The organism is Fructilactobacillus ixorae (genome assembly GCF_024029915.1).
Classification (GTDB): Bacteria; Bacillota; Bacilli; order Lactobacillales; family Lactobacillaceae; genus Fructilactobacillus; species Fructilactobacillus ixorae.
In genome coordinates this window covers 1,156,789-1,170,022 of sequence record NZ_CP097478.1, presented here as the reverse complement: position 1 = coordinate 1,170,022, position 13,234 = coordinate 1,156,789, and the positions used below count along the sequence as shown (strand labels likewise).

Sequence of the window (13,234 nt, the reverse complement as noted above, 5' to 3'; positions counted from 1 at the left end):
CTCCTTTCTAATCAGATTGTGGGTCAAAGGCATCGCGCATGCCATCGCCAACGAGGTTGGTTGTGATCATGATCAAACTCAGGATTAAGGCGGGAATCCACATCTGGTACGGCAAGAAGTGGAAAGCCTTTTGGCCATCACTCATAAGCGTCCCAAGGGAAGCATTTGGAGCTGGAATCCCGATTCCAATGAAGCTTAGGAAGGCTTCAAAGAAGATCGCAGTTGGGATGGAGAACATCGTTTGAATGATGATGGTGGAACTCAGGTTTGGAATTAAGTGTTTCCAAGCAATCTTCGGTTTGGATTCTCCTAGGGTTTGGGAAGCTAACACGTATTCGTTTTCCTTCAGTTTGAAGACCTGCGCCCGGACTAACCGGGCCATTGTGATCCAACCGGTAAAGGCAATCGCAATGATGATTGAGGTCAAACCAGGTTTAAGCACAATCAACAACAGAATTACGACGATTAGGTCCGGAACGGACGAAATAATTTCGATAATCCGTTGCATAAACGTATCCACTCGTTCACTGGCTAGTCCAGAAACAATTCCGTATGGGACCCCAATGAATAAGTCCAGAAGGGTAGCAATGATGGCCACGATGATTGATAACCGCGTTCCGTAGAGAACCCGAGCAAACAGGTCCCGCCCGAGGTAGTCAGTTCCAAACAGGTAGTAAGTCCCGTGAGGCACATGAGCCTGTTGGTAGGCGTCAACGGTATGACCGGCCACGGTCTGCATTCCGTTTAAGCCGGGAATGTTGAGGTTACCGAGTTTGGGCGGGAGGTTGGCGAATAGCACGTTTTGGGCATTCGGGTCCGTGGGAACGAACGCCGGGCCGAGGAAGGCAATTAAAATGATGATTACGAGCAGGACTCCCGACACCATTGCGATTCGATTGTGAACAAACCGGCGCTTAACGTCTTGAAAGTAGGTTCGAGAATCACCGACCACCTCACCGGAAGTCGGAAGGTTGGAGAGGTCGTTACTGACGAATTGAAATTCGGTTTCCTGTGGGGGTAAATTTTGTGCCATTATGCTTTTCCTCCTTTACCAAGTCTAATCCGTGGATCGATGATTCCGTAGAGAATATCAACAATCAGGATAATGGAAACCATCAAGACTGAATAGAAGATGGTCAGACCCATGATGGTGGGGTAATCGTTGGTTAAAATTGATTGCACAAATTGATTCCCAATGCCTGGGATCGAGAAGATGGATTCCACCACCATGGAACCAGTCATGATGGAAACGGCCATGGGACCAACCACCGTGATGATCGGGATTAAAGAGTTCCGCAGGGCGTGTTTGATGATGACCTGGCGACTGGTATCCCCCTTCGCCTTGGCGAGTTCAATGTAATCGCTGTGCAAAACATCTACCATTTCCGTCCGCATGTACCGCGCGATGCTGGCCAAGGGAAAGGCTGCAAGGGCAAGGGTGGGCAGGACCGAGGAACTGAACCCGTGCCACAGGGCAACCGGGAACAGCTGAAGTTTGTAACCAAGGTAGTATTGGAGCAGGATTGCCAACACGAAACTCGGAATTGAGAGCCCGAGGATGGACACAATCGTGGCGAGGGCGTCGATCCAGGTATTCTTGCGAATCGCTGCAATGCTCCCGAGGATAATGCCGAGAATCGTTCCAATTACCATGGCTTGCAGTCCCAGTTGGATGGAAGGGCCGATGTGGTCACCAATTAACTGGGTAACGGGTTGGTTATTAAATTGGAACGAGGTCCCTAAGTCACCGTGGAGCAAGTTGCCCAGGTAGATAAAGTATTGGACGTACAAGGGTTTATCAAACCCATACTTATGGTTCATCATTTTAAGCTGATCGGGCGACATTTTCGCTTGGTTGGTATAAGGCGTTCCGGGCAGCCCCTTCATCATGAAGAAGGTGATGGACGCGATAATTAATAACGTTAAGAACAGGTAGAAAATGCGTTTTAAGATGTACTTCGTCATCAGTAACTAACCTCCTTTATTTTTTGTAGATTGCGCCCATGTCGTATTGGCCAGTTGGGGTAACTTGGAAACCGTGAATTCCTGGTTTGGTAACGGAAGCCGTACTGTACTGGTAGAGCGGGATGATCCCCTGTTGCTGCGTCAAAATGTGCTGAGCGGCTTGCATGTTTTGCCACCGGGCCATCGGATCGTTAGCATTCGTGGTCGTTGCGGCTTTTTCTTGTTGGTCGAAGGCCTGGTTAGACCATTTTCCGTTGTTTTGGGAGTTACCGGTCGTCAACAGGTCTAAGAAGTTGGTTGGGTCTGGGTAATCGGCGTTCCAAGCGGAGGTAACCATGTCGAATTCACCGCTCGCTTGCCGTTGCAACCGGGTCTTGAACGGCACGGTGCTAATCGTTATTTTTAACCCAGGCAGGTTGGTTTCCATGTTGTTTTGGATGTATTCGGCCATCTTCTTGGTGGTGTCCAAGTTATCAGCCGTGAAGGTGAGCTTCAGCTCTTTTTGGCCGGTTTCTTGCATCCCTGCTTGCCACAGCTTTTTAGCTTTGGTTGGGTTATAAGCGGTGTACTTGCGGTCCGCAACGGCTTGCGGATCATTTGTAAAGTCTTGACCCGTTTCGGGATTCTTGCTCATCTTGCTAGGAACCAAGCCGTGGGCTGGCAATCCCGTTTTTCCGAGGATGATGTTCGCGAGTTCATTCCGGTTAATCGTGAGGGCCATTGCCTGGCGTAACTTGGCGTTTTTAAGGGCCGGAATCTTTTTCTGGTTTAGTTCTAGGTAGGAAGTGGAGTTGGACGGATCGGTTTTAAACTGCTTACTGCCGGCTAGTTGCCGTGCCGTATCCCCACTCAGATCCTGATACCGGTCTAAGACGTTTGTATCGTAAAGGTTCAAACCAGTGTTTGGATCTGCGATGTAGTAGTACTTAATCTTGTGGAGTTGGACGTGTTTGGCATTCCAGTAGGAGTCATTCTTCACGTCAGTCCACTCGGTATCGCCGACCTTCCAGTTTTGCAACTTGTACGGACCGTTAAAGACCATTCCCTTGCTGGAAAGTCCGTATTGATCCCCCAGTTTTTCAACGACCTTCTGGTTTAACGGGTAGAATTGGGAACTACTCATGAGGGTGTCAAAGAACGGAATCGGGTGATCCAAGTCAATTTGCAACTTGTACGGCCCAAGTGCTTTGATTCCTAACTCACTGGGCTGTTTCTTCCCCGCGGCAATCGCGTCAGCGTTTTTAATCCCACTGTAAATGTAGGCATACTGAGAGGCCGTCTTTGGGTCGACGATGCGCCGCCAAGCATAGACAAAGTCATGTGCGGTGACCGGGTCCCCGTTTGACCACTTGGTCTTTTTGAGGTCAATCGTATAGCGTTTACCGTCATTGGTCGGAGCAGCAATTTGTTTGGCAATTGCCGGCTTGAGTTTTTGACCGGTGAAACGATACAGACCCTCCATGGTGTTATTTAAAGACTGTGCCCCATAGGCATCAGTATTTAAAGATGAGTCCATGGTATTAACCGGGGCCTTGGCACTAATTGAAAGCGTTGTTTTAGAACCGCTGTCGTCCGCAGCATGTACCGGGCGCGCTAGTCCGGTTAGCGTGAGGGCAGCGGCACCAATCAGCGCAACTGAAACTAAGTTACGGTGCCGAAAAAAATCCATAGTGACTACCTCCAAAAAAATTCAAAAACTTAAGTTTTTCTTATCGTACCCCCCGTAACCCAAAATGTAAATAAAAAATGTTAATATTAATCATATTAATGAAGACGTTCTGAATTAATTTACGAACATGTGATAAAAAGTAACATTAAATGTTTGCAAATCACAATGATGAGAGTAATATACGCCCGCCTTGAGGAGCTCCCTCCTTTGTTAATGGCGAATGAAATTCTGCCAGCAACCTGTTAAAAAAGCAGTCCAACTAAGGACTGCTTGTTAAGTTAGTGATTTAAAACGGAGTGTCTCCGGCTGTAGCCAAAGTAAACGAGGAGGCCGAGGGCGAGCCAGATTAAGAATCGGATCCAGGTTTCCCAGTTGAGCCCCGCGATGAGCAGACCACAGAAAATAATTGATAGGATTGGCGTCAATGGCACCAAGGGGGCTTTAAAGCCCCGTTTGGCGTGTGGTTGGGTGTAACGCATCACCATGATTCCAGCGGCCACCAAGATGAAGGCGGACAGGGTCCCAATGTTAACCAGCTCGGAGAGAATGTTCAGGTTGACGAGCCCGGCGGCAAGCGCGGTGATGATCCCAAAGAACCAGGTTACCACGTAGGGCGTTTGGTGGGTTTGATCGACCTTACTAAAGATCTTGGGGAAGAGGCCATCGCGGGCCATTGAGTAACTAATCCGGGATTGACCGTAGAGCATCACCAAAATCACGGTGGTCATGCCGACTACGGCCCCCAAACTGACCACGGCGGCTAACCAGGTTTGTCCGGTTTGTGCGAGCACCGCGAGCACGGGAGCGTTCAGGTACTTAGCAAAGCCGGGGTACTTCACGACCCCAGTCATGATTAAAGTCATGATGATGTAGAGAAGGGTTGAAATGATCAGTGAAAAGAGAATCCCGCGCGGCAGGTTTTTGCTCGGGTTAATGGTTTCTTCAGCACTCGAAGAAACCGAATCAAACCCGATGAAGGAGAAGAAGACAATCGAAGCGGCCGGAATAATCCCCGCGGCCGTGTGGTTGTGAAGTGAGTACCAGCCAAAGGGACTGAAAGGTTTCCAGTTGGCGACTTTGATGGACCAAACGGTAAACAGAATGAAAAGGAGGATCACGCCCAGTTTAATCGCGACCATGATGGTGTTTAAGCGTTTGGTTTCGTTAATCCCCAGTGCAATCACCCAGGTGATTACCAAGACAATGACAAAGGCGGGGAGGTTAAAGACGGTGTGTACACCTGGGGTGGTTCCCGCGGCTGCGGTTAAGGCGGTGGGAATTTTAATCCCGATGTTTGCCAGGATGTTGACGAAGTAACCCGACCAGCCGACGGCCACGGTGGCTGATGCCAGCGCATACTCCAAAATCAGGTCCCAGCCGATGATAAAGGCGATTAATTCCCCAAAGGCAATGAAGGAATAGGTGTAGGCAGAGCCGGCAATTGGTGCCATCGACGCAAATTCTGCGTAACAGAGACCGGCAAAGCCACAACAAATGGCAGCCAGCAGAAATGAGATTGAGAGCGCGGGACCAGCCGTTAAGGCTCCCTTCCCGGTCAGCACGAAGATTCCGGTTCCAATAATGGCCCCAATTCCAAGCAGGGTCAGGTCCTTAGCGGTTAGGGTGCGTTTCAGGGGCGTAGTTTGGTTGAGCAGTGTAGCAATGTTTTTCTTACGAAAGAGACTGTTCATGAGCAATCCTCCTGTGAGTAAAATAAATTTTTCTAACGATAGCATGAACTTTAAATTAGTGTCAACATTTTGTGTACAGTTGTTCATGTTATAAAACAAAACATTAGGAGAAAGCTCCCACCATGAGCCGCCTACGGTTGACGGATTGCAAAACTAAAAAACCCCCCGTTACTAAGTTAGTAACGAGGGGTTTTTGCAAGTAGTTATTGGTGGTCGTGACGTTCGTCGTAGGCTTCGATATCACTATCGATTTTTTCGACGATGATGGGTTCGTCACCATCAGCAACGTCGACTGCTTGGTGTTTCAACCGTGGGAAAACCATTTTATCGGCCCAGCCGGTAATGTTTCCTTGGAAGAGGAAGGCAAAGATGGTTCCAATTCCGTAGAAGGTAAATTGTCGGGTCATTACGTAGGCAATCACGGCCATGATCGTTGGGGGAATGTAGGAAGCCCACATCGCCCGACCAGCGTTTCCCTTGAAGTATTTAAACCGCAGGATCTGCATCAGATCATCGGCCGGGTGCAAGACGAGGTTTACCCGTTGGTAGATTGAAATTGCGATCGCAATGAACGCCACCCCGATAAAGTTAATCAGGATGTAGATGGCGATTAGCCACCAGTCCCCGGCGTGCCCATCGGCCACCGGAATGTTGACGATGGGATTCATGTGAATCCCAAAGATGTCACCACCCACGAACAGGTTGTTAAAGAATTGGATTAAAAAGGAGAACGGCACCATGAAAATCACGTTTCCGATAGCCCGGCCCCAATCCCAGTGGCCCACCAGAATGGCATTTAGGATGGTAATCACAACTCCGAGAATTAAGAAGGCCCAAAAGAGGTTCCAGTGAAAGGCAATTCCCAGGTTTGTTTCAGCAGCGGTCCAGTAGGCCGAACCTAAAAACGATGGGAGCACTTTAGAACTAGAAACCAGCGTGAGCACGTTTCCCAAGGAGTTGATAACCAACGAAAGGGCAAAAAACATGATGGATGTCTTCATGGAAATGGTCCGCGGCGTTTTTTTCGGTTTTTGATTAGCCATGTTGGTCTCCTTTATGCCAATTATTTCAAGTTCGGGTTAACAGCAACGATGGTTTTACCAGTCTTTGGAGTAGAGTGGTTCAAAACCCCTTCCACTTCTTCTAACGAAATTACGTTAGCTTGGAATGGTTCAACCTTAACGGCACCGGATTCAAGTAATTCAATTGAATCAACGAAAGCGTGCGGGTTAATCATGGAACCCTTAACCGTTAATTGTTTTTTGAAGATTTCGTACGTGTTCATTGAGAACGTTTGACCAGGAGCACCAACCCCGAACATGAAGACTTGCGCCCCCTTGTTCGTGTGTTGAACGGCTTGTTCTTGCGTTTCGGGCTTACCAACGGCTTCGATCACGATGTCGTAGTTACCCGGAATGTCTTCCTTAGTCGTGTTTACGACGTTGGTTAAGTTTAATTGTTCTTTTTCTTGGGAAAGCAAGTCATCGTGACGACCAGTCATCGTGATGTTTTGGATTCCGTAAGCCCGTAATAATTGAGCAAACAGTTTAGCCATGTAACCATCACCAATGATCAAAGCAGTCATGCTGGGTTGAATGTCTTCCATGATGTGCATCGTGTGAACACCACATGAAACTGGTTCCGTTGAGCAAGCAGCTTTTAATGATAAGTCATCCGGAACATGGTAAGTTACTTCTTCTGGAGCAGTGAAGTATTGTTCCAAACCACCGTCACGAGTAACCCCAACGGCAGAAAGGTTGTCACATTCTTCGTAAAGACCGATGTGACAGTAGTGACACTTACCACAGTAGATGTTAGGGTCAACGGCGACCCGGTCGCCTTCTTTGAAGGCTTGCACGTTTTTACCAACGGCCCGCACGATTCCAGAGTTTTCGTGACCAAGGACAATTGGGGGAACGGCGTCAGCTGAACCGGGGAGACCGTTAAAGAGTCCCGTATCAGTTCCACAAATTCCCGTGTAGGCAGTTTCTACTAAAACTTCATCATCTTTGGGAGTTGGAACATCGCGTTCTTGGATTTCCATTTGTTGTTTGGCAGTCATTACCAAAGCTTTCATTTTGTCAGCCATAGTCATTCTCCTCATATAATAATCTAAAAAATAAAGTGATAATTTGAGCATGTTTACTAGTTGGAAGCAAACTCCATTGGGTGGGGGTTGCTTTTAACCAGAAATATTACTCGATGGTACACCTAAGAATATAAACCGTTTACATTATTATTGCAAGGGGTTTTAGTTAGATTTTCATAACCAAATTAATTTCACAAATGCAACTTTGTGCAAAACCAGATTAGCATCAATCAGAAGCTTCAATGGGCTAATTTGGTCGTCAAAAATTAGGAATTTTTTCACAAACTTACGTAACGAAGGTTTTTGGGATTTTTTAGTAAGCGCTTACACACACGTGGTATAATTAAGCAAACCAAGAGAAATGAGGTCATGAGATGGAGAAAAAAATCGTGGTGGTCGGTTCTACCAACGTGGATAAGGTTTTAAACGTACCTAAGTATGCCCTCCCCGGCGAAACGTTAGCGATTGACAGTTACCAACAAGCCCACGGCGGGGGCAAGGGAGCCAACCAAGCAATCACGGCTGCACGTTCGGGAGCCGTGACGACCTTCATTACTAAGTTAGGCAATGATGAGGATGGTCAAGCGATGGTAGCGGGCTTTGCGCGCGATCAGATTAACGTGGACCACCTAGTTACCACGGACCAAGCCCAAACGGGGCAAGCATACATAACGGTCTATCAGTCCGGCCAGAATTCAATTTACGTGTACGGCGGAGCTAACATGGAGTTGACGGCGGCTGATGTCAATGCCCAAGCGGACGTGATTGCCCAGGCAGACCGCGTGATCGCCCAACTGGAAATCCCCTTGCCTGCAATCCTCGCTGCTTTTCGGATTGCCAAGCAACACGGCGTGCAAACGATTTTAAATCCAGCGCCGGCCCGGGAGTTACCCGCAGAGTTATTGCGACTCACGGACGTCATCACGCCGAACGAGACGGAAGCTCAGACCCTGACGGGCATCGAAGTCACCGATGAGGTTTCGATGTTGGATAATGCGATGGCCTTTTTCAGCCTAGGAATTACGATGGTGATTATTACGGTCGGAGCAAAGGGCGCGTTCTATGCAACTCCGCAAGCGCACGGTTTTATTCCGGCCTTTAAGGTCAAAGCCATTGATACAACTGCCGCCGGTGACACTTTTATTGGAGCCTTAGCAACGCAATTAGATTTGGATAATCACAACATTGAAGATGCAATGCTGTACGCTAACCGTGCCTCGTCTTTGACGGTGCAAACGGCAGGGGCGCAAAATTCGATTCCTACGCGGGACCAAATCGTGGCCGCTAATCAAAAACGGACCCATTCAAAGGAACGGATCGAACGGGAAAAGCAACAGGCAGCGCAGTCCGTGGCGGCTTGGATTCCCGATCACATTGTGCTGGGGTTAGGCTCCGGGACCACGGCAGCTTACTTTGTGCAGGCCATCCATGACCGGATTGAAGCAGAGCATTTAGACATTGAGTGTGTCGCAACGTCGGTTGGCACCCAACAACTCGCAGAACAGTTGGGGATGCGGATGTTAGACGTCAATACGATTGATACCGTCGATATCACGGTTGATGGCGCCGATGTGGTGGACGACCACCTCGATGGGATTAAAGGCGGTGGGGCCGCGCTCCTGTTTGAAAAGCTGGTCGCTAACATGTCGAACCGTAACATCTGGATTGTTGATTCTAGCAAACCGCGCAAGTCACTCGCCGGGCAAATGTTGCCAGTCGAAGTGATTCCGTTTGGCGGCATGGGCGTCTTTCGCTACCTGCGTGACCACGGATATCAACCAGCCTTTTGCTTCCGGGACAATGGTGATATCCTCGCCACTGATTCTGGTAACTACCTGATTGACATCACGATTCCAAAGGGCGCTGATTTACCCGATTTAGCCGCGAACCTTAAGAAACAAACAGGCGTGGTGGAACACGGACTGTTTTTAAACGTCTGTGATGAACTGGTAATTGGTGGTGATGAGGTCCAGGTGATTAAGCGGAAAGCAACAAGTGTCTAGGGATTTGGGAATGAATTCAAACTCCAAACGGGGTGGGAGAATTAAAAGTTCTCCCACCCCGTTGTTTTTATCTAGGCCCTAGGTTAGACCCCTAAATAAATCGAAAAGTACATTAAGACCGTTCCGAGCATCACGAAGAGGTGCCAAAGCACGTGACCAAAGAGGATTCGTTTAAAACTGTACAGCACGGCGCCTACGGTAAAAGCAACGCCCCCCGCTAACAGGAGCCAAAAACTCAGATGGTTTAGACGTTGCCACAACGGGAGGGCATCCACTAGACAGGCCCAGCCCATCACCACGTAAATGACGGTGGAAACGACCGGGAAACGATTGCCATACATGGCTTTATAGATAATGCCGGAGAGCGCCATCAGCCAGATCACAAGCAAAGTAATCCAACCGAGCCAGCCCCCGATGGTTACCAAACAGTAGGGCAGGTAGGTTCCCGCAATCAAGATGTAAATGGCCGAGTGGTCAAAGATCTGGAAAACGTGTTTAGCAGGCGTAAACGAGAGGCTGTGAAAGAGGGTAGAGGCCAGGTAAAAGAGCATCAGAATTGAACCGTAGATGGCAAAGCAGGTGATTCTGAGGGCCCCGCCTTCTTGCACCCCGCGTAAAATGAGCAGGACTAAGCCGGCAATGCTCACTGTCGCCCCAATTCCGTGGGTCAGGGCACTGAGAATTTCATTGAGAATTTGGTAATCACGACTGTTACGAAAGTGGTTCAGCATAGGGCTCCTTCTTTATTGACAAGATTAATTTAGTTTCATGATACCAAAAAAGGAACCACAGGGGCGGTTCCTTTTTAACGAGTTGCTTTATGGTAGCCAGCAGCCTGCGCTTCCGCTTCGGAATCGAAGGAAACGATATTGCCACTGTTAATGTGATAGTTTGACTGGTCCGGAGTATGGTAAACCAGCGTGCGACTGTTACCAATGATGGTGACCGCAGAGTTTGGTTGCGGATCCGGTTTATCATTCGTGCTGGGCTCTGAAGTAGCGGTGGCCGGTTTTGGAGTCGGGGTTTGCACCGCCTGTGGTTGCCGGTGCCGGGCTCGTTGGTGGTGCTTTTTGTGGTGTGCCGTGCTAGGGTGATGCGTCTTAGCGTGGTGACTAGCGGCCTGTACGGACAGTTGGGGGGTTCCTGCACTACTGAAGGTTAGTAGGGTGATCCCGCTTATGATGAATATAAACACAGTATGAAAATGATGAATGATGAACAACTCCTCCATAAAATTAACCAAACACTAGCTTTTATGATAGCAATTGTTCGGAGTATTTTCCAGCCTAGGGTGTGACGAACGCGGGCTAGTTGTCACAAAATGATAATCTAAAAAAATTACCGGAGAGCTTTATGATAACCGGCAGCTTGGGCTTCTGCTTCGGAACTAAAATAGACGGTATTGCTACTACTGATTTTATAATTAGCCTGATTAGAGGTGTGGTAAGTCATGGTTCTACTATTACCAATTACGGGACCAGAAGCGCTATTAACTTTATCTGAATCATCTGATTGTTGATTGGATGGTGAAGTAGAACTTGGTTGATTAGCGTAATCGTTGCTTGTGTCTGATTGTTGGGAATTATTATTTTGATCCTGGTTAGAAGCAGAACTTGGTGTTGCTTGATTTTCAGCTTTATTGTCTTCGTTTGAAGGCTGTGCAGAAGCTGGTTCTGATTTTTCTGGCTTCTTTTGAGCGTCATTTTTTGAAGGTTGTTGCTGTTTTTCTTTTTTGTTGTCTTGATTCTTGTTGGTTTTATTGTCAGCTTTTTTAGTTGTTTTCTGCTGATGTTTTTTATGTTTAGTTGTGTGTTGATTCATTTTTGAATTTTCAGGTTTATTATTGGTAGTTGCTGCACTCGGAAGTGTAATTGTAAAAATAGCAATGATGGTTAAAATTAACTTTCTGATCCATTCCCTTTTTTTGGATTGATTCGTTCGATTTTTGAAGATTGTAAAGCCACAATAAAATATAAAGATGATAAAAATTAGGAATAGTAAACTATCTAAGGATTTCAGATTAAATGAGCCAATTAATAAGGAAAACCCAGCAACTAGTGTTCCGTAGGTAAGCCAAAAAATGGTAGAGTCGTGATTATTCTTGCTTTTAAAGTAAAATCCAACGATTATTAAAATAATTCCTAAGATAGCAAAAAAGATCATAATCTTATCTCCTTAATGAAAATTTAATTTATTTTCATTTAATCACAATCACTAAAAATTTCAATGCTTATAATAATTTAGCTGTATTGAAAAAATAGCTGACTTTAAGTCAGCTATTTTTTCTTTTACCACCCAATCTGATGGTCTGGTTTGGCAATCCGCCCCGCCTGTAAGTCAGCACAAGCAGTTTCAATGATTTGAAAGGCCCGGTGTAAGGTCTGTTCCGGAATTACCAGTGGTGGTTGGAACCGTAACACGTTGCCGCGGACGGTAATCATCAAGACGCCTAGTTCCAATAACCGGGTGATTAACATCGAAGCCGCGATTGCATCGGGTTGCTTTGTAGCGGGATTCACCACGTCAATCCCACCGTTGAGGCCATAGATGCGGACGTCTCCAATGAAAGGATACTGCTTACGTAAGTTGAGAAAGAACTCGCGGGCCGTCGCTCCTAATCGGGCACTTCGTTCGACCAGGTGTTCATCGGTAATGACGTCGAGAGTTGCGTTAGCCGCCGCCGTGGTGACCGGGTTGCCAGCGGTGGTGTAGACGTTTCCGGGCGCAGCAAGGGCGTCTATGACCGGAGCCCGGCCGAGGACCGCACTTAATGGTAGTCCAGAAGCAATTGATTTACCGACGGCAATGAGATCAGGATGGACGTTAGGAAAGTGGTCGATACTCCACATGGTTCCGGAGCGCCCTAGTCCCTGGTTAACTTCGTCAACGGCAAACAGAATCCCGTGTTTCTGACAGAAGTTATAGACCTGATCGAGGTAGCGAGCAGGGGCCTTACAAAAGCCACCGTCACCCTGGATTGCTTCGATTTCGACTAAGGCCGTTTCGTCGGCGGGAAGGTAGGTTTCGAAGGGTTGCTTGAAAGCGGCAAACAGCCGATCACAGAACTCCGCCTCAGTTTCGTGGGGTAACTGGTCCCAATGACTGGGGAACGGAACCTTAACGACGCCCGGTAATAACGGACCAATCTTGCGTGCCATGTTGAGGCTCACCGCCGAAGTGGTGATTGAACCGTACGTGGAACCATGGTAAGCGCCGGTGAAGCTCACCACGTTTTGCCGACCAGTATAGGCGCGGGCGAACTTGATGATTGCATCATTCGCATCCGACCCGGAGTTACCAAAGGCGACCTTAACGGGACCAGCAATCGGAGCCAGCGCGGTTAAGCGCTTGACCAATTCAATCTCTGGTTCAGTCGCAAAGTAGGCGGGGGTGTACTGGATTAAGCGGGCAGCCTGTTCCTGGATGGCATGAACGACGTGCGGATGCGCGTGTCCGGTGTTTGTGGATGAAGCACTGGAGAGTAGGTCAATGTAATCGCGGTTGTCAGCGTCGGTTAGGATGGCTCCCTTGCCAGACTTTAAAACGACATCAAAGAACTTGATGCGACTAGCGGGTGCCAAACCATGGGCTTCTTGGTGCAGTAGTGCTTGATTCTGTGACATAACGGTTCCTCCTCTAGAATTCCAATTAACACTGAAAAGCGCCTCCAGCTGGTGACTGGGGGCGCTTTGTAAAGGGCTGTTATGTGTAAATCAAGCCCGTCCCCACAGTTAGCAAGCTGTACGGACGGTGAAATGACGAGCTAGGCGTACCCCACTTTATCATCCGCATGCTTAACAATGACGGACAATAAAAT

At 48.0% G+C, this 13,234-nt stretch carries 11 protein-coding genes; 1 reads left to right on the top strand and 10 read right to left on the bottom strand.

The features are described from left to right. Window positions 1-7: 7 nt before the first annotated feature. From M8332_RS05865 to M8332_RS05840, 6 genes are all read right to left on the bottom strand, one after another. Complete coding sequence (locus tag M8332_RS05865; RefSeq protein ID WP_252779898.1) at window positions 8-1,033, bottom strand: ABC transporter permease; 1,026 nt, start codon at window positions 1,031-1,033, stop codon at window positions 8-10. After that, window positions 1,033-1,965 carry an oligopeptide ABC transporter permease gene (gene opp3b / locus M8332_RS05860; RefSeq protein ID WP_252779897.1) on the bottom strand — a complete coding sequence of 311 codons (933 nt, stop codon included), beginning with the start codon at window positions 1,963-1,965 and terminating at the stop codon, window positions 1,033-1,035. Before opp3b ends, M8332_RS05865 begins: the two co-directional genes overlap by 1 nt. Window positions 1,966-1,981: 16 nt before the next feature. Then, complete coding sequence (locus M8332_RS05855; RefSeq protein ID WP_252779896.1) at window positions 1,982-3,634, bottom strand: peptide ABC transporter substrate-binding protein; 1,653 nt, start codon at window positions 3,632-3,634, stop codon at window positions 1,982-1,984. Window positions 3,635-3,912: 278 nt separating this feature from the next. Continuing rightward, window positions 3,913-5,325, bottom strand: a complete 1,413-nt coding sequence (locus M8332_RS05850; RefSeq protein WP_252779894.1) for an amino acid permease — start codon at window positions 5,323-5,325, stop codon at window positions 3,913-3,915. Between the two features lie 203 nt (window positions 5,326-5,528). Continuing rightward, on the bottom strand, window positions 5,529-6,368 hold the full coding sequence (locus M8332_RS05845) for a DUF6198 family protein (RefSeq protein ID WP_252779893.1): 840 nt from the start codon (window positions 6,366-6,368) through the stop codon (window positions 5,529-5,531). A gap of 20 nt (window positions 6,369-6,388) precedes the next feature. Next, entirely contained in the window at window positions 6,389-7,402 is a 1,014-nt protein-coding gene (locus M8332_RS05840; protein WP_252780822.1) for a zinc-dependent alcohol dehydrogenase family protein, read from the bottom strand. Window positions 7,403-7,788: 386 nt separating this feature from the next. Here M8332_RS05840 and rbsK point away from each other — a divergent pair, with 386 nt between their 5' ends. Next, window positions 7,789-9,417, top strand: coding sequence for a ribokinase (gene rbsK, locus M8332_RS05835; protein ID WP_252779892.1), 1,629 nt, complete (start codon window positions 7,789-7,791; stop codon window positions 9,415-9,417). A gap of 83 nt (window positions 9,418-9,500) precedes the next feature. Here rbsK and trhA read toward each other — a convergent pair whose 3' ends face one another. The 4 genes from trhA to M8332_RS05815 all read right to left on the bottom strand — a co-directional run bounded on the left by trhA (window position 9,501) and on the right by M8332_RS05815 (window position 13,040). Continuing rightward, window positions 9,501-10,148: a PAQR family membrane homeostasis protein TrhA gene (trhA, locus tag M8332_RS05830; protein WP_252779891.1), complete on the bottom strand. Its 648-nt coding sequence runs from the start codon at window positions 10,146-10,148 to the stop codon at window positions 9,501-9,503. A 74-nt stretch (window positions 10,149-10,222) separates the two neighbouring features. Next, window positions 10,223-10,612: a sunset domain-containing protein gene (locus M8332_RS05825; protein ID WP_252780833.1), complete on the bottom strand. Its 390-nt coding sequence runs from the start codon at window positions 10,610-10,612 to the stop codon at window positions 10,223-10,225. Window positions 10,613-10,755: 143 nt separating this feature from the next. Next, window positions 10,756-11,580: a sunset domain-containing protein gene (locus M8332_RS05820; RefSeq protein ID WP_252779890.1), complete on the bottom strand. Its 825-nt coding sequence runs from the start codon at window positions 11,578-11,580 to the stop codon at window positions 10,756-10,758. A 125-nt stretch (window positions 11,581-11,705) separates the two neighbouring features. Continuing rightward, window positions 11,706-13,040: an aspartate aminotransferase family protein gene (locus M8332_RS05815; RefSeq protein WP_252779889.1), complete on the bottom strand. Its 1,335-nt coding sequence runs from the start codon at window positions 13,038-13,040 to the stop codon at window positions 11,706-11,708. Window positions 13,041-13,234: the final 194 nt, after the last annotated feature.